Annotated in this window: 15 protein-coding genes; 6 read left to right on the top strand and 9 right to left on the bottom strand. The window is 73.0% G+C overall.

Going from position 1 to position 17,478, the window contains the following annotated elements; all coding sequences use genetic code 11:
- The first annotated feature begins 58 nt into the window (after window positions 1–58).
- The 6 genes from tkt to NF338_RS07710 all read left to right on the top strand — a co-directional run bounded on the left by tkt (window position 59) and on the right by NF338_RS07710 (window position 7,668).
- On the top strand, window positions 59–2,221 hold the full coding sequence (gene tkt / locus NF338_RS07735; protein WP_264030225.1) for a transketolase: 2,163 nt from the start codon (window positions 59–61) through the stop codon (window positions 2,219–2,221).
- Window positions 2,222–2,344: 123 nt separating this feature from the next.
- Complete coding sequence (gene tal, locus NF338_RS07730; protein WP_264030224.1) at window positions 2,345–3,484, top strand: transaldolase; 1,140 nt, start codon at window positions 2,345–2,347, stop codon at window positions 3,482–3,484.
- A 147-nt stretch (window positions 3,485–3,631) separates the two neighbouring features.
- Complete coding sequence (gene zwf / locus NF338_RS07725) at window positions 3,632–5,173, top strand: glucose-6-phosphate dehydrogenase (RefSeq protein ID WP_047232815.1); 1,542 nt, start codon at window positions 3,632–3,634, stop codon at window positions 5,171–5,173.
- A 112-nt stretch (window positions 5,174–5,285) separates the two neighbouring features.
- Window positions 5,286–6,203: a glucose-6-phosphate dehydrogenase assembly protein OpcA gene (gene opcA, locus NF338_RS07720; protein ID WP_264030223.1), complete on the top strand. Its 918-nt coding sequence runs from the start codon at window positions 5,286–5,288 to the stop codon at window positions 6,201–6,203.
- Entirely contained in the window at window positions 6,200–6,985 is a 786-nt protein-coding gene (pgl, locus tag NF338_RS07715; protein WP_264030222.1) for a 6-phosphogluconolactonase, read from the top strand. Before opcA ends, pgl begins: the two co-directional genes overlap by 4 nt.
- Window positions 6,982–7,668, top strand: a complete 687-nt coding sequence (locus tag NF338_RS07710) for an O-methyltransferase (protein ID WP_264030221.1) — start codon at window positions 6,982–6,984, stop codon at window positions 7,666–7,668. The genes pgl and NF338_RS07710 overlap by 4 nt, the downstream gene beginning before the upstream one ends.
- A gap of 47 nt (window positions 7,669–7,715) precedes the next feature.
- Here the strand turns inward: NF338_RS07710 and NF338_RS07705 are convergent, their stop codons facing one another.
- The 9 genes from NF338_RS07705 to uvrC form a co-directional block, all read right to left on the bottom strand.
- The gene (locus tag NF338_RS07705) at window positions 7,716–8,063 is read right to left on the bottom strand and encodes an RNA polymerase-binding protein RbpA (RefSeq protein WP_047232819.1); all 348 of its coding nucleotides are present in this window, start codon (window positions 8,061–8,063) and stop codon (window positions 7,716–7,718) included.
- Between the two features lie 129 nt (window positions 8,064–8,192).
- On the bottom strand, window positions 8,193–8,435 hold the full coding sequence (gene secG, locus NF338_RS07700) for a preprotein translocase subunit SecG (RefSeq protein WP_087472975.1): 243 nt from the start codon (window positions 8,433–8,435) through the stop codon (window positions 8,193–8,195).
- Window positions 8,436–8,642: 207 nt separating this feature from the next.
- On the bottom strand, window positions 8,643–9,416 hold the full coding sequence (gene tpiA / locus NF338_RS07695; protein ID WP_239577902.1) for a triose-phosphate isomerase: 774 nt from the start codon (window positions 9,414–9,416) through the stop codon (window positions 8,643–8,645).
- A 107-nt stretch (window positions 9,417–9,523) separates the two neighbouring features.
- On the bottom strand, window positions 9,524–10,723 hold the full coding sequence (locus tag NF338_RS07690) for a phosphoglycerate kinase (protein WP_264030220.1): 1,200 nt from the start codon (window positions 10,721–10,723) through the stop codon (window positions 9,524–9,526).
- A gap of 158 nt (window positions 10,724–10,881) precedes the next feature.
- Window positions 10,882–11,886, bottom strand: a complete 1,005-nt coding sequence (gene gap, locus NF338_RS07685; RefSeq protein WP_087472154.1) for a type I glyceraldehyde-3-phosphate dehydrogenase — start codon at window positions 11,884–11,886, stop codon at window positions 10,882–10,884.
- Between the two features lie 353 nt (window positions 11,887–12,239).
- Window positions 12,240–13,220 (bottom strand): DNA-binding protein WhiA, encoded by a 981-nt coding sequence (gene whiA / locus NF338_RS07680; protein ID WP_047232822.1) that lies wholly within the window; start codon window positions 13,218–13,220, stop codon window positions 12,240–12,242.
- Window positions 13,221–13,303: 83 nt separating this feature from the next.
- Window positions 13,304–14,269 (bottom strand): gluconeogenesis factor YvcK family protein, encoded by a 966-nt coding sequence (locus NF338_RS07675; protein ID WP_087472155.1) that lies wholly within the window; start codon window positions 14,267–14,269, stop codon window positions 13,304–13,306.
- A 2-nt stretch (window positions 14,270–14,271) separates the two neighbouring features.
- Complete coding sequence (gene rapZ / locus NF338_RS07670; protein ID WP_087472156.1) at window positions 14,272–15,258, bottom strand: RNase adapter RapZ; 987 nt, start codon at window positions 15,256–15,258, stop codon at window positions 14,272–14,274.
- A gap of 20 nt (window positions 15,259–15,278) precedes the next feature.
- Entirely contained in the window at window positions 15,279–17,456 is a 2,178-nt protein-coding gene (gene uvrC, locus NF338_RS07665) for an excinuclease ABC subunit UvrC (protein WP_264030219.1), read from the bottom strand.
- Window positions 17,457–17,478 lie beyond the last annotated feature (22 nt).

Raw genomic sequence — 17,478 nt, 5'->3', positions numbered from 1 at the left:
GTTGTTTCGAGTTGTCGCGAGGATCCGGGGCGCGCGCTCCGGACGGGAATGAGGTTCGGTGAACGCGTTGTCCCCTGCTCACACGCCCCTGGACTGGACGGACCTGGACGACCGGGCCGTCAAGACGATCAAGGCGCTCGCCGCCGACGCGGTGGAGAAGGTGGGCAACGGCCACCCCGGCACCGCGATCTCGCTGGCCCCGGCCGCCTACCTGCTGTTCCAGAAGGTCATGCGCCACGACCCGTCGGACGACCACTGGGTCGGCCGCGACCGGTTCGTGCTCTCGGCGGGCCACTCGTCGCTCACGATCTACCTCCAGCTCTTCCTCGCCGGGTACGGCCTGGAGATGGCGGACATCGAGGCGCTGCGCACGTGGGGCTCGAAGACCCCGGGCCACCCCGAGTACAAGCACACGAAGGGCGTCGAGATCACGACGGGCCCGCTCGGCCAGGGCCTCGCGTCCTCGGTCGGCATGGCCTTCGCGGCGCGCCGCGAGCGCGGGCTGCTCGACCCGTCGACCGCCCCGGGCGAGTCGCCGTTCGACCACCACGTGTACGTCATCGCGTCCGACGGCGACCTGCAGGAGGGCGTGACGAGCGAGGCCTCCTCGCTCGCCGGGCACCAGCAGCTCGGCAACCTCGTCGTCATCTGGGACGACAACAAGATCTCCATCGAGGACGACACGGACATCGCGTTCACCGAGGACGTCCTCGCGCGCTACGCGGCGTACGGCTGGCACACCCAGCGCGTCGACTGGACCAACGGCGGCACGGGCTACGGCGAGGACGTCGACGCGCTGCACGCCGCGATCGAGGCCGCCAAGGCGGAGACCGGCAAGCCGTCGATCATCGCGCTGCGCACGATCATCGGCTACCCGTCGCCGACCAAGCAGAACACCGGCGGCATCCACGGCTCGGCCATGGGCGCCGACGAGATCAAGGGCCTCAAGATCGAGCTCGGCCTCGACCCCGAGGCGAGCTTCGCGATCGACGACGAGGTGCTCGCATACACGCGCGCCGTCGGCGAGCGCCAGGGCGACGCGCGCGCCGCCTGGGAGACCGCCTTCGCGGCGTGGACGACGGCGAACCCCTCGGGCGCCGAGCTCCTCGGCCGGCTCCAGAAGCGCGAGCTGCCCGCCGGCTGGGAGGACGCGCTCCCCACGTTCGAGGCGGGCAAGGCCGTCGCGACGCGCTCCGCGTCGGGCAAGGTCCTCACCGCGCTCAAGGACGTGCTGCCCGAGCTCTGGGGCGGCTCGGCCGACCTCGCCGGCTCGAACAACACGACCATGGACGGCGAGCCGTCGTTCGTGCCCGTCGAGCACGCGACCAAGAAGTTCCCCGGCCACGAGTACGGCCGCACGCTGCACTTCGGCATCCGCGAGCACGCCATGGGCGCGATCCTCAACGGCATCGTCCTGCACGGCGGCACGCGCGCCTACGGCGGCACGTTCCTCCAGTTCAGCGACTACATGCGCCCCGCGGTGCGCCTCGCCGCGCTCATGGAGATCCCGACGACGTTCGTCTGGACGCACGACTCGATCGGCCTCGGCGAGGACGGCCCGACGCACCAGCCCGTCGAGCACCTCGCGGCGCTGCGCGCGATCCCAGGCCTCGACGTCGTCCGCCCGGCCGACGCGAACGAGACGGCGTGGGCCTGGCGCACGATCCTCGAGAACACCGAGCGCCCGGCGGGCATCATCCTCACGCGCCAGAACGTCCCGACGTTCCCGCGCGGCACCGAGGGCTACGCCGACGCGTCGGGCACCGCCCGCGGCGCCTACGTCCTGCTCGACACCGAGGGGACGCCCGACGTCATCCTCATCGGCACCGGCTCCGAGGTGCAGCTCGCCGTCGAGGCGCGCGAGATCCTCGCGGGCGAGGGCGTCCAGGCGCGCGTCGTCTCGGTCCCGAGCCGTGAGTGGTTCGACGGCCAGGACGCGGCGTACCGCGAGTCGGTGCTCCCGGCCGCCGTCCGCGCCCGTGTCTCCGTCGAGGCGGGCGTCGCGCAGGGCTGGCGCGAGCTCGTCGGCGACGCCGGCCGCACCGTGAGCCTCGAGCACTACGGCGCCTCGGCGGACTACCAGGTGCTGTACCGCGAGTTCGGGATCACGTCCGAGGCCGTCGCCTCGGCGGCGCGCGAGTCGATCGCGGCCGCGCGCGGTGGCGACGCCCCGGGCGCCGCGCCGACCCCCTCGGAGGGCGGCACTGGCGACCAGCGCTGACCCTTCGTAGATTCCGGGGTAGGGCCGTGCGCGGCCCTACCCCGGACTGCCCCGGGGACCGACCGCCCTGCGCGGCGTCCCGGGAGCACGCCCGCAGCGAGAGCACCACCGAGAGGAAGTCCGATGACGCAGTCCCCCACCGTCCCCGGCCCCGTCGAGCAGCTCACGGGAGCGGGCGTCTCGATCTGGCTCGACGACCTCTCGCGAGAACGGCTGCGCACGGGCAACCTCGCCGACCTCGTGGCGACGCGCGGCGTCGTCGGGGTGACGACCAACCCCACGATCTTCGCGGGGGCGCTCTCGAAGGGTGACGCGTACGACGCGCAGCTCGCCGAGCTCGCGCCCGCCGGCGTCGACGACGCGGCGGTCGAGGCCGCGGTCGAGCGCATCACGACGGACGACGTCCGGGCCGCCGCCGACCTGCTGCGCCCCGTGTACGACGCGACCGACGGCGTCGACGGGCGCGTGTCGATCGAGGTCGACCCGCGCCTCGCGCACGACGCCGACAAGACCGTCGTCACGGCGGAGCGCCTGTGGGCCACCATCGACCGGCCCAACGTCTACATCAAGATCCCCGCGACGGTCGCCGGGCTCGACGCGATCTCCCGGACGCTGGCGCAGGGCATCAGCGTCAACGTGACGCTCATCTTCTCGCTCGCGCGCTACCGCGCGGTCATGGAGGCCTTCGCGATCGGGCTCGAGCAGGCGCGCGCGGACGGCATCGACCTCGCGCCCGTGGGCTCCGTCGCTTCGTTCTTCGTCTCCCGCGTCGACACCGCGGTGGACGCCGCGCTCGAGAAGGTCGGCACGCCGGAGGCGCTCGACGTGCGCGGCCAGACCGCGATCGCCAACGCCCGTCTCGCGTTCGAGGCGTACGAGGAGTTCCGCCAGACCGATCGGTGGCGCTCCCTCGTCGCGTCCGGCGCGCAGCCGCAGCGCCCGCTGTGGGCCTCGACCGGCGTGAAGAACCCCGAGTACCGCGACACGATGTACGTCGACGAGCTCGTCACCGACGGGATCGTCAACACCATGCCCGAGGCGACGCTCCAGGCGTTCGCCGACCACGGCGTCGTGACGGGCGACACGATCACCGGGACGGCCGCCGCCTCCCGCCGCACCCTGGAGACCGTCGAGTCCTTCGGCATCTCGCTCGTGGAGGTCACCGACCGCCTCGAGCAGGAGGGCGTGCGCAAGTTCGAGGACAGCTGGAACGACCTCCTCGCCACGACGCGCGACGGCCTGCGCGACGCCGCCGGCTCCTGACCCACCGACGCGCGCCCGCCCCGGCGGGCACGCGTCCGACCTGCGGGAACGACGGCGCGCCGGCGCGAGCCGCCCGTATCATCCGCACACGCCTCAGTCCTTCTGCAGTCCTCCCGACCCCTCCTCGAAACGGAACGGTGCCACCAGGTGAGACCGGCCAAGATCACGCCAGAGCACAACCCGCTGCGCGACCCCCTCGACCTGCGCCTGCCCCGGATCGCGGGCCCCTGCGGGCTCGTCATCTTCGGCGTCACGGGCGACCTCGCGCGCAAGAAGCTCATGCCCGCGGTGTACGACCTGGCCAACCGCGGCCTGCTCCCCCCGGGCTTCGCGCTCACGGGCTTCGCGCGCCGCGACTGGGAGGACCAGGACTTCGCCCAGGTGGTGCACGACGCCGTCAAGGAGCACGCGCGCACGCCGTTCCGTGAGGCTACGTGGCGGCAGCTCGCCGAGGGGATCCGGTTCGTCCAGGGCACGTTCGACGACGAGGACGCCTTCGAGCGGCTGCGCGAGACCGTCGAGACGCTGGATGCCGAGCGTGGCACGGGCGGCAACCACGCCTTCTACCTCTCGGTGCCGCCGAGCGCGTTCCCGGTCGTGTGCCGGCAGCTCTCCCGCTCCGGGCTCTCCCGCTCCGAAGGAGACGCCTGGCGCCGTGTCGTCATCGAGAAGCCCTTCGGCCACGACCTCGAGAGCGCCCGCGAGCTCGACGCCGTCGTGTCGGAGGTCTTCCCGCCCGACTCGGTCTTCCGCATCGACCACTACCTCGGCAAGGAGACGGTCCAGAACCTCCTCGCGCTGCGGTTCGCCAACCAGATGTTCGAGCCCATCTGGAACGCCAACTACGTGGACCACGTGCAGATCACGATGGCCGAGGACATCGGCATCGGCGGGCGCGCGGGCTACTACGACGGCATCGGCGCCGCGCGCGACGTCATCCAGAACCACCTGCTGCAGCTCCTCGCGCTCGTCGCGATGGAGGAGCCGGTGTCGTTCGACGCCCCGTCGCTGCGCGCCGAGAAGATCAAGGCGCTCTCGGCCGTGCGCCTGCCGCGCGAGCTGTCCAAGCACACCGCGCGCGGCCAGTACGCGGCCGGGTGGCAGGGCGGCGAGGAGGTCATCGGCTTCCTCGACGAGGACGGCATCCCCGCCGACTCGACGACCGAGACGTACGCCGCGATCCGCGTCGACATCGACAACCGCCGCTGGGCGGGCGTCCCGTTCTACCTGCGGACCGGCAAGCGCCTCGGGCGTCGCGTGACCGAGGTCGCGGTCGTGTTCAAGAAGGCCCCGCACCTGCCGTTCGAGACGTCACAGGCGTCCGACCTGGGCAACAACGCCCTCGTCATCCGCGTCCAGCCCGACGAGGGCGTGACCATGCGGTTCGGCGCGAAGGTCCCCGGCACCGCGATGGAGGTCCGCGACGTCACGATGGACTTCGGGTACGGGCACGCGTTCACCGAGTCCTCCCCCGAGGCCTACGAGCGGCTCATCCTCGACGTCCTGCTCGGCGACCCGCCGCTCTTCCCGACGCGTGAGGAGGTCGAGCTCTCGTGGAAGATCCTCGACCCGATCACCGCCCACTGGGCGGCCAAGGGCACGCCCGACCAGTACCGGTCCGGCACGTGGGGGCCGGAGTCGGCCGACGCGATGCTCGCGCGCGACGGCCGTTCGTGGCGGCGCCCGTGACGGCCGCCGTCCCGGCGTCGGCCCCGCGGAGCGCGGCGCCCCTGAGAGAGACCCCCCGACCCCGTCGTGCGCCGCAGGGCGGCACGACCCTCCGACCGGCGAGGACCCCGCGATGATCATCGACCTGCCCGACACGACGACGAACGCGGTGAACAAGCGCCTCGTGCGGCTGCGCGACGAGGGCGGCGCGATCGCGCTCGGCCGCGTCCTCACGCTCGTCGTCATCGCGCGCGAGTCCGACGTCGAGACGTCGATCGAGGCGGCGAACGACGCGAGCCGCGAGCACCCGTGCCGCGTCATCGTCGTGGCGCCGTCCGGCCGGAGCACGGTCCCGCACCTCGACGCCCAGATCCGCGTGGGCGGCGACGCCGGCGCGTCCGAGGTGGTCGTGCTGCGGACCGCGGGCCCGCTGCTCGAGCACGCCGACACGCTCGTCATGCCGCTCCTGCTCCCGGACGCGCCGATCGTGGTGTGGTGGCCCGGTCAGCCGCCCGCCTCGGTCGACGACGACCCCGTCGGGGCGATGGCCCAGCGCCGCATCACCGACTCGATCACGTCCAAGGACCCCGAGGCGATGCTCGCGCAGCTCGCGACGACGTACGGTCCCGGCGACTCCGACCTGGCGTGGGCTCGCGTCACCCTGTGGCGCGGCCTCATCGCGGCGGCGCTCGACCAGCCCCCGTACGAGCCGGTGACCAGCGTCGTGGTCGAGGGGCAGGCGAAGCACACGTCGCTCGACCTGCTCGCGGCCTGGCTGGGCTCGCGCCTGCGCTGCCCGGCCTCGGTCGTGCGCCGTCGCGGGGCCGAGGCGATCACGCGTGTCACGCTCGAGCGCAAGAGCGGGCCGATCATCCTCGACCGCCCGGACGGCCGCACCGTGACGATCAGCCAGCCGGGGAAGCCCGACCGCCGCGTCGCGCTGCCCATCCGGACGCTCAGCGAGGCCCTCATCGAGGAGCTCCGTCGCCTCGACCCGGACGAGATCTACGGCGAGGTGCTCACCAAGGGCCTGCAGAAGGTGGGCGCATGACCGCACAGCCTGACGCGGCGCACGCCTCGCACGCACGCCTCGTAGTCGTGCACCCCGACGCCGGCGTCCTCGCCGAGGCGGTCGCGTCACGGCTCGTGACGCGGCTGCTCGACGTGCAGTCCGTCCGCCGCCCCGTCCATGTCGTGCTCACCGGCGGCACCGTCGGCATCGCGAGCCTCGCGGCGCTCGAGCGCCACCCGGCCCGCGACGCCGTCGACTGGTCGGGCGTGCACCTCTGGTGGGGCGACGAGCGATTCCTGCCCACCGGGGACCCGGACCGCAACGAGTCGCAGGCACGCGACGCGCTGCTCGCCCACCTGCCTCAGCTCCCAGCCGAGAACGTGCACCCCATGCCCGCGGCGGACGTGGCGGCGACCCCCGAGGAGTCGGCCGCCGCCTACGCCGCGACGCTCGCCGCGCACGCCCCGGACGGCGCCGAGGTGCCCGCGTTCGACGTGCTCCTGCTCGGGATGGGGCCTGACGGCCACGTCGCGTCGCTCTTCCCCGGGCACCCGGGGCTCGACGTGACGGGCGTCCCGACCGCCGGCGTCCACGGCTCGCCCAAGCCCCCGCCGGAGCGCGTGACGCTGACCTTCGAGGCCATCGCACGCGCCCGCCAGGTGTGGGTCGTCGCCGCGGGCGCGGAGAAGGCACCGGCCGTCGCGTCGGCGCTGGGCGGGGCGCCCGCGTCCGAGACCCCGGCGGCCGCGGTCACCGGCACCGAGCGCACGCTGTGGCTCGTGGACGCCGCCGCGGCGGGCACGCGGGACGCCGACCGATGACGTCCGGCGGCGAGCACGTGGACCCCACGGCGACGTGGGACGCGGTCGACGCGTACTTCGGTCCGCTCGTGGCCGAGGACGACGTGCTCACCGCCGCCAGCTCCAGGGCGCGCGCCGCCGGCCTGCCGGAGATCCAGGTCTCCCCCGCACAGGGTCGGCTCCTTCAGCTCCTTGCGCTCGCGTCAGGCGCGCGCCGGGTGCTCGAGGTCGGGACGCTCGGCGGCTACTCGACGATCTGGCTCGCTCGCGCGCTGCCTGCGGGAGGCTCTCTCGTCACGTGCGAGATCGACCCGGCGCACGCCGCGGTCGCGCGCGAGTCGCTCGACACCGCGGGGCTCTCCGGGGTGGTGGACGTCGTCGTCGGGGCCGCGGCCGACACCCTGCGCCGCCTCGTCGACGAGCGTGCGGACCCGTTCGACCTCGTCTTCGTCGACGCCGACAAGCCGTCGAACCCCGTCTACCTCGACCTGGCGCTCCGCCTGTCCCGCCCCGGCACCCTGATCGTCGTGGACAACACCGTCCGCGGTGGAGCCGTCGCGGACGCCGAGAGCACCGACCCGAACGTGCTCGGGGTACGGGAGATGGTCGAGCACGTCGTCGCGGACCCGCGGCTCGACGCCACGGCCGTGCAGACCGTCGGGTCCAAGGGCTACGACGGGTTCGTGCTCGCGCGCGTGCGCTGAGACGGGCGACGCCCGGCCCTGCAGCCCAGGGACCCTTCGTCAGCGAGTCAGCGACCGCGGCGGGCCCGCAGCGCGGCGAGCGCCTCGTCCAGGATCGCGACGCCGTCCTCGTCGCTGCGACGCTCCTTCACGTACGCGAGGTGCGTCTTGTACGGCTCGTTGCGCGACGGCGTCGGCGGGTTCTCCCGGTCCTGCCCGGCCGGGAACCCGCACCGCGGGCAGTCCCAGGTCTCGGGCGCCTCGATCTCCGCCTCCGAGGAGAAGCTGGGCCGCGTCTCGTGGCCGTTCGCGCACCAGTAGGACACCCAGAAGCGCGGCGCGATCTCGCCGCGCTCGGACTCCCCGAGCGGTCCCGCCCCGACGCGCGACCCGCGGATCGCGTTACCACCTGCCACGTGCTCTCCCCCGTCCGTGCCGTCGTCGGCACTCGATCCTGCCCGTACCGCGCCGTCCGGCGCGGCTGCCCCCTGCCGACTCCTCGAGCCCTGCCCGACCCTGCGACGTCCCCGGTGGGACGTCCGAGGTCAGCTGACCTTCTGGAGCAGCCCCAGGAGCACGATGACGACGGCCCAGACGAGGGCGAACGACACGGTGATCCGGTTGAGGTTGCGCTCGGCGACGCCGGAGCTGCCCACCGAGCTCGAGATCCCGCCGCCGAACATGTCGGAGAGGCCGCCGCCCTTGCCCTTGTGCATGAGCACGAGCAGGGTGAGGAAGCCGCTGGTCAGGACCAGCAGGATCTGGAGGATGATGCGCAGCACGTCCACGAGTACGTCCTTGAGGCTCAGGGCCGTCCCGACCGATGTCGAGCGCGACCGCACGGTTGTCATGCGCAGGCGTGACCTGCTGCACAGGGGACAAGAGTAGGCGACGCGGGGCCGCTCCGGCCAACCCCGGCCGGCAGCGTCTCACGCCAGGGACCGACGGCCCCGGGATCCGCTCCCGGGGCCGTCGGTGCGAGGGTCTCGCGGAGGTCAGGCCCCGGTCGCGTGCGACTGGTAGCGCGCGATCTTGGCGAACTCCTCGGGGTCGAGGCTCGCGCCGCCGACGAGCGCGCCGTCGACGTCGGGCTGCGCCATGATCGCGGCGACGTTGGACGACTTCACCGAGCCGCCGTACAGGATGCGCGTCGCGTCCGCGAGGTCCGCGTCGTACAGGTCGCCCAGGGCACCGCGGATCGCACCGCAGACCTCCTGCGCGTCCTCCGGCGTCGCGACCTCGCCCGTGCCGATGGCCCAGACGGGCTCGTACGCGATGACGAGCGTCGCGAGCTGCGCTGCCGGGATGCCCGCGAGGGCGCCCTCGACCTGAGCCAGCGTGTAGGAGATCTGCTCGCCGGCCTTGCGGACGTCGAGGCCCTCGCCCACGCACAGGATCGGGGCGACGCCCTGACCCACGGCGGCGACGATCTTCTCGTTGACCTGCGCGTCCGTCTCGGCGTGGTACTGCCGGCGCTCGGAGTGGCCGATCGCGACGTAGCTCACGCCGAGCTTGGCGAGCATCGTCGCCGAGATCTCGCCCGTGTAGGCGCCCTCGGTGTGCGCGGACACGTCCTGCGCGCCGTACTTCAGCTCCAGCTTGTCCGCGTCGACGAGCGTCTGCACCGACCGGAGGTCGGTGAAGGGCGGCAGCACGGCGACCTCGACGGCCGCGTAGTCGTGCTTCGCGTCCTTGAGGGTCCACGCGAGCTTCTGCACGGTGTGGGTCGCCTGGTGGTGGTCCAGGTTCATCTTCCAGTTGCCCGCCATGAGCGGGGTACGGCTGTTCGCCACGGTCCTTCTTCTCTCTGTGGGGGTCGCACCGCCCGCGCACGACGGGCCGCGGGCGGTGCGTGAGGATGGTTCGGGAGGGGCGCTCAGCCCTCGAGGACGGAGATCCCCGGCAGGTCCTTGCCCTCGAGGAACTCCAGGCTCGCGCCACCACCGGTCGAGATGTGGCTGAAGCCCGCCTCGTCGAAGCCGAGGATGCGGACGGCGGCGGCCGAGTCGCCGCCGCCCACGATCGTGAACGCGCCGTTCGCGGTCGCGTCGACGAGCGCCTGGGCCACGGCACGCGTGCCGCCCGAGAACGCCTCGAACTCGAACACGCCCGCGGGCCCGTTCCACACGACCGTCTTCGCGTCGACGATCTTGCTCGCGAAGAGCTTCGCCGACTCGGGGCCGATGTCGAGGCCGATCTTGTCCGCGGGGATCGCGTCCGCGGCGACGACCTCGTGCGGGGAGTCCGCGGCGAACGCGTCCGCCACGACGATGTCGGTCGGCAGGACGATCTCGACGCCGTTCTTCTCCGCGTCCGCGAGGTAGCCCTTGACCGTGTCGATCTGGTCCTCCTCGAGGAGGGACTTGCCGACGCCGTAGCCCTTGGCGGCGAGGAACGTGAACACCATGCCGCCGCCGATGAGCAGGCGGTCCGCCTTGGTGAGCAGGTTCGCGATGACGCCGAGCTTGTCCGAGACCTTGGAGCCGCCGAGCACGACCGCGTACGGGCGGGCCGGGTCCTCCGTCGCCTTGCGCAGGGAGTCGACCTCCTTGAGGACGAGCTCGCCGACCGCGGACGGGAGCACCTGGGCGACGTCGTAGACCGACGCCTGCTTGCGGTGCACGACGCCGAAGCCGTCGGAGACGAAGACGTCCGCGAGCTGCGCGAGGTCGCGTGCGAGCGACTGGCGCTCCGCGTCGTCCTTGGACGTCTCGCGCGGGTCGAACCGGATGTTCTCCAGCAGCGCGACCTCGCCGTCGCCGAGGGCGGCGACGGTCTCGCGGGCCGAGTCGCCGACGACGTCCTGCGCGAGGTGCACCGGCACGCCGAGCAGCTCGCCGAGGCGGGCCGCGACGGGCGCGAGCGAGTACTTCGCGTCCGGCTCGCCCTTGGGGCGACCCAGGTGCGCGGTGACGATCACCTTCGCGCCGGCGTCGGTGAGCTTCTTCAGCGTCGGCAGCGCCGCGCGGATGCGGCCGTCGTCCGTGATGGTCGTCCCGTCGAGCGGGACGTTGAAGTCGGAGCGGACGAGGACGCGCTTGCCGCGCAGGTCGCCCAGGGAGTCGATGGTGTTCATGCGGTCTCCTACGGTTCGGTCGCCGTCGTACGGGGCGCCTGCCGAGGACCGGCCGGGCCCGCACATGAGGACGTCCGCGTGCGCGTCACCGGGCGGTGCCGGGACGCGCACGCGGACGCATGGTTGCTACGCAGGGTCGTGCTGCGTCAGCGGGTGGCTCAGAGCTTGTCGCCGACGAGCTGCGTCAGCGCGACGAGGCTGTTCGAGTAGCCCCACTCGTTGTCGTACCAGGAGACGACCTTGACCTGGTCGCCGATCACCTTGGTGAGCTTCGAGTCGAAGATGCTCTGGTGCGGGTCCGTCACGATGTCGCTCGAGACGATCTCGTCCTCGACGTAGGACAGGATGCCCTTGAGCGGGCCCTCCGAGGCAGCCTTCACCGCGGCGTTGACCTCGTCCACCGTGACCTCCTTGGAGGCCGTGAACGTGAGGTCCGTCGCCGAGCCCGTGATGACCGGCACGCGCAGCGCGAAGCCGTCGAGCTTGCCCTTGAGCTCCGGGAGGACGAGCGACACGGCCTTGGCCGCACCCGTCGAGGTCGGGACGATGTTCTGCGCGGCGGCGCGGGCGCGACGCAGGTCGCGGTGCGGGCCGTCCTGCAGGTTCTGGTCACCCGTGTAGGCGTGGATCGTGGTCATGAGACCACGCTCGATGCCGATCGAGTCGTTGAGCGCCTTCGCGAGCGGGGCGAGGCAGTTCGTGGTGCACGACGCGTTCGAGATGATGTGGTGCGCGGCCGGGTCGTACTGGTCCGAGTTCACGCCGACGACGAACGTCGCGTCCTCGTTCTTCGCCGGGGCGGAGATGATGACCTTCTTGGCGCCACCGTCGATGTGGGCCTTCGCCTTGGTGGCGTCCGTGAAGAACCCGGTCGACTCGATGACGATGTCGGCACCCAGCTCGCCCCAGGGAAGGTTCGCGGGGTCACGCTCGGCGAGGGCACGGATCTTCTTGCCGTCGACGATGATGTTGTCGTCGTCGAAGTCCACGCTCAGGGGGAAACGGCCGAGGACCGTGTCGTACTTGAGCAGGTGCGCGAGCGTCTTGTTGTCCGTGAGGTCGTTGACGCCCACGATCTCGATGTCGGCGCCCGACGCCACGATGGCGCGGTAGAAGTTCCGTCCGATACGACCGAAGCCGTTGATACCGACGCGGATGGTCACAATGCCCTCCTCAGGGCGCGCCGGTTGTCCCGACGCACACGGTTGATGCCGAACGATCACGTACGCCGTCGTACGCAGGTGGTGATCGCGCCCGTGCCCCGCTGCCCGGGATCCCGGCACAGCACCCACCGTGCCCGTGGACCGTCACGGCGACAGCCGGGACCACCCACGCCCACGAGGGGTGTCAGCGAAGGAGCACGTCGTTGTCACCTGACGCATCCGAGCCTATACCAACACCACGCCAGCGTGTGACCTGGATCCCACGGTTCGGGACCATCGTCCCGTCGGTGCATGACGTCCAGGTGCCGGGCGGTCGCCGGGCTGGTCACCGTGCTGGTCGCAGACCGGCAGGGTCAGAGGTCGAGCAGCTCCGGGCTCAGGCCCGCCTCGGTGTCGGGGATGCCGAGCTCGGCCGCGCGCTTGTCCGCCGTCGAGAGCAGGCGGCGGATGCGGCCCGCGACGGCGTCCTTCGTGAGCGGCGGGTCCGCGAGCTGCCCCAGCTCCTCGAGCGACGCCTGCTTGTGGGCGAGACGGAGCTCGCCGGCCTCGCGCAGGTGGTCGGGCAGGTCCGGGCCGAGGATCTCGAAGGCCCGCTCGACGCGCGCTCCTGCCGCGACCGCGGCCCGGGCCGACCGACGCAGGTTCGCGTCGTCGAAGTTCGCGAGCCGGTTCGCGGTGCCGCGCACCTCGCGCCGGGCGCGCCGCTCCTCCCAGACCAGCACCGCCTCGTGCGCGCCCAGGCGCGTGAGGAGCGCGCTGATCGCGTCCCCGTCCCGGATCACGACGCGGTCGACGCCGCGCACCTCGCGGGACTTCGCGGAGACGCCGAGCCGGCGCGCCGCACCCACGAGCGCGAGCGCGGCCTCGGGCCCGGGGCACGTGATCTCGAGCGCCGACGACCGGCCCGGCTCGGTGAGCGAGCCGTGCGCCAGGAACGCGCCGCGCCACGCCGCCTCGGCCTCCTCCACCCCGCCGGAGACGACCTGCGGCGGGAGTCCCCGCACGGGCCGCCCGCGCTGGTCCAGGAGGCCCGTCTGGCGGGCCAGCGACTCGCCGTCGCGCACGACGCGCACGACGTACCGGCTGCTCTTGCGCAGCCCGCCCGCCGACACGACGATCAGCTCGCTCGTGTGCCCGTAGACGTCCGCGATGGTCTCGCGCAGGCGGCGCGCCGCGATCGCCGTGTCGAGCTCGGCCTCGATGACGACGCGACCCGAGATGAGGTGCAGCCCGCCCGAGAAGCGGAGCATCGCCGAGACCTCCGCCTTGCGGCACGAGGTCTTGTCCACCCGCAGTCGAGCCAGCTCGTCCTTCACCTGTGCCGTGAGCGCCATGCGGGACATCCTGCCACCGATGCCGACGCGTCGCGGCGGCTGGCCGGGCGCCCCGAGGGCCACCCGACGCGTCCCGGCGCGGCTCAGCGGGCGGGCGAGCCGACGTCGCCGAGGAAGTCGTCGAACACGTCCCGGTACGCCGCCGCCAGGCGCAGCGCGTCGTGCCGCGGGGTGCCGTCCCCGCGGCGCACCTGCCGCAGGAGGAGACGCGCTCCCATGCTCGCGGACGCCTCCGCGAGCTGCTCCGTGTCCTCGACGGCGGACGGGTCCGCGACGACGGCGTCGATCCGGAGACCGGGTGCGTGCTTGTGCAGCGCCTCCAGGTGGTCCGTCGCCGACAGCCCGTAGGTCTCCCCCGTCTCGCTCGACAGGTTGAGCGTCACGCAGCGCCGCGCGGAGGTCTCGTGCAGGGCGCGCGCGAGCTCGGGCACGAGCAGGTGCGGCATCACCGACGAGAACCACGACCCCGGGCCGAGCACGACCCAGTCCGCCTCCTCGACCGCCTGGACCGCCTCGGCGCAGGCCGGCGGGTCCGCCGGGACGAGCCGGAGCTGTTCGATGCGGCCGTGGGTCACCGCGACGTGGCTCTGCCCGACGACCGTCTCCAGCCGGTCGCCCGTCCGTACGTCGGCCTCGATCCCGAGCGGGACCGCCGCCATCGGCAGCACGCGCCCCCGCGCGCCCAGGAGCTTGCCCACCCAGTCGAGCCCGGCGACCGGGTCGTCGAGCAGCTCCCACAGCGCGACGATGAGCAGGTTGCCCACCGCGTGGTTGTCGAGGTCCCCCTCCGACGTGAACCGGTGCTGGAGGAGCGCGCTCCACGTGCGGCCCCACTCCGAGTCGTCGCACAGGGCGGCGAGCGCCATGCGCAGGTCGCCCGGGGGCAGCACGCCGAGCTCGGCGCGCAGGCGTCCGGACGACCCGCCGTCGTCGGCCACGGTCACGACGGCGGTGAGCCGGTCGGACATGAGGCGCAGCGCGGACAGGCTCGCGGACAGGCCGTGGCCGCCGCCCAGGGCGACGACGGCAGGGTTGCGCTGGGCGACCACGATCACTCCTTGCCGAGGTCGCGGGCGGTGACGATGACGCGCTGGCCCTGCGCGCGCAGGCGCGCGGCGATCGCCTCGCTGATCGCGACGGAGCGGTGCTTGCCCCCGGTGCAGCCGACGGCGATCGTCACGTAGCGCTTCTCCTCCCCCAGGTAGCCGGCCAGGACCGGCTCCAGGGCGCTCACGTACCGGTCGACGAACTCCAGCGCGCCGGGGCGACCCAGCACGTAGTCGCGCACCGGTGCGTCGCGCCCCGTGAGGTGCCGCAGCTCGGTGATCCAGTACGGGTTCGCGAGGAACCGCACGTCGACCACGTGGTCGGCGTCGAGCGGCAGCCCGTACTTGAACCCGAACGACACGACGTTGATGCGCAGAGTCTCCGGCGTGCCGTCGGCGACGGCGGCGCGGACCTCGCGCGCGAGGTCGTGCACGGTGAGCTCGGACGTGTCGATGACGACGTCGGAGCGCTCCTCGAGGCTCGCGAGCAGGCGCCGCTCCTCGGCGAGACCGTCGAGGATGCGCCCCTCCCCCTGCAGCGGGTGCGGGCGTCGGACCTGCTCGTACCGGCGCACGAGCACCTCGTCGGACGCGTCGAGGAACAGGATGCGGTAGAACACCCCGCTCTGGCGGAGGTGGTCGAGCACCTCGACGAGGTCGGTGAAGAACTCGCGGCCGCGCACGTCGACGACCGCCGCGATGCGCTCGAGCGCCGAGCCCGACCGCGTCATGAGGTCCACGAGCGGGACGATCATGCGCGGCGGCAGGTTGTCGACGACGTACCAGTCGAGGTCCTCGAGCACGGCCGCGGCCCGGGTGCGTCCGGCGCCGGACATGCCCGTGATGATGAGCACCTCGGCCTCGCGCGGCTCCGGGGCGTGGGTCGCCGCCTCGATCGCGGGGATCCCGCTGGGGACCGTGGTCGGTGAGGGCTCCGGCACGCGGGCGGGCGGCCCCTGCGGGCTGAGGTCCGGGGTCGGCTCCGAGGTCATGGCACCAGCATGCCAGCCGCTCACGCCCGGGCCGTGGCCCCGTCACCCACCGGAGTGTCCCGGGCGCGCCCGGGCACGTCCTCCGGGCGCGCGGCGCCCTCGGCGGGCGCCGGCACCGTGGGGGCTGCGCCCGCGGACGGCTCGGCGGCTCCGCCCAGGGCGGCGACCACGGCGCGCGCCGTGCGCTCACCCATGCCCCGCACGGTCGCGATCTCCTCGACGCTCGCGGCGCGCAGCCGCTTGAGCGAGCCGAAGTGCTTGAGGAGCGCGGTGCGACGCGCCGGCCCGAGGCCCGGCACGTCGTCGAGCGCGGACGCGGTCATGCCCTTGCTGCGCTGCCTGCGGTGCTGGGCGATGGCGAACCGGTGCGCCTCGTCGCGCACGCGCTGCAGCAGGTAGAGGCCCTCCGACGAGCGCTGGAGGATCACCGGGTAGTCGTCCCCCGGGACCCACACCTCCTCGAGGCGCTTGGCGAGGCCGCACAGCGCGACGTCGTCGATCCCGAGGTCGGCCAGCGCCCGGGCGGCGGCGGCGACCTGCGGGGGGCCGCCGTCGACCACGACGAGGTTCGGCGGGTAGGCGAACCGCGCTCGCTTGTCGACGGGGGTGTCGGCGTCGACCTCGCCGCTGCGCGGCACGTACCCCGCAGCCTCCGCGGCCCGCTCCGCGCGCCTGCCCGCGGCGTCGGACCCGGTCGCGACGTCGTCGGCCTCGAGGTCCAGCTCGACCTCGCCCGAGCGCGAGCGGTCGGACAGGTAGCGCTTGAACCGGCGCGTGATGACCTCGTACATCGCCGCGGTGTCGTCCGCGGCCCCGTCGCCGTCGGGCCCGCGCACGGTGAAGTGGCGGTACTCGCTCTTGCGCGCGAGGCCGTCCTCGAACACGACCATCGACGCGACCTGGTACGTGCCCTGGTTGTGCGAGACGTCGTAGCACTCGATCCGCAGCGGGGCGGTGTCGAGGTCGAGCGCCTCCTGGATCTCGCGCAGCGCCTGGCTGCGCGTCGTGAGGTCGCCCGCGCGGCGCGTGCGGTGCAGGGCGAGCGCGTGCTCCGCGTTCGCCCGCACGGTCGCGGCGAGCTCCTTCTTGTCGCCGCGCTGCGGCACCCGGACGTCGACGCGCGCGCCCCGCAGCCCCGAGAGCCACGTCGTGACCTGCTCGGTGTCGGGCGGCAGCACGGGGACGAGCACCTCGCGCGGGACGACGTCGCGCGCGCCGGCCCGACCCTGGCCGGTCCCCGGGTCTGCCGCGGCGGCCTCCTCGGCCGCGCCGTAGACCTGCTGGAGCAGGTGCTCGACCAGCTCCGCGTCGGTCACGTCCTCGACCTTCTCGACGATCCAGCCGCGCTGGCCGCGGATCCGCCCGCCGCGCACGTGGAACACCTGGACGGCCGCCTCGAGCTCGTCGCCGACGAGCGCGAACACGTCCGCGTCCGTGCCGTCGCCGAGCACCACCGCGTTCTTCTCGGTCGCGCGCTGGAGAGCGACGATGTCGTCGCGCAGGCGCGCCGCGGCCTCGTACTCCATCGCGGCGGCGGCCTCGTTCATCTTGCGCTCCAGACGGCGCACGAAGCGCTGCGTGTCGCCCGCCATGAAGTCGCAGAAGTCCTCGGCGAGCGCCCGGTGGTCCTCGGGCGTGATGCGCCCGACGCACGGTGCCGAGCACTTGTCGATGTACCCCAGGAGACACGGCCGGCCCGTCTGGTGAGCGCGCTTGAACACGCCCGCCGAGCACGTGCGCACCGGGAAGACGCGGAGCAGGAGGTCGAGCGTCTCGCGGATCGCCCACGCGTGTCCGTAGGGGCCGAAGTACCGGGTGCCGGGCCGCTTGGCGCCGCGCATGACCTGGGCGCGGGGGAACTCCTCCCCCATCGTCACCGCGAGGTAGGGGTAGGACTTGTCGTCGCGGTACTTGACGTTGAACCGCGGGTCGAACTCCTTGATCCAGGAGTACTCGAGCGCGAGCGCCTCGACCTCGGTGCCCACGACGGTCCACTCGACGGACGCCGCGGTCGTCACCATCGTCTGCGTGCGGTGGTGCAGGTTCGCGACGTCCTGGAAGTAGTTCGACAGGCGCGCGCGCAGGTTCTTGGCCTTGCCGACGTAGATCACGCGCCCGTGGTCGTCACGGAACCGGTAGACGCCTGGCGAGGTGGGGATCTCCCCCGGCGCCGGGCGGTACGTCGCGGGATCAGCCATGTTCTCCACCCTAGGTCAGGCC

The organism is Cellulosimicrobium sp. SH8, assembly GCF_025818875.1.
GTDB lineage: Bacteria > Actinomycetota > Actinomycetes > Actinomycetales > Cellulomonadaceae > Cellulosimicrobium > Cellulosimicrobium cellulans_D.
This window is presented reverse-complemented; position numbering and strand designations above follow the sequence as displayed.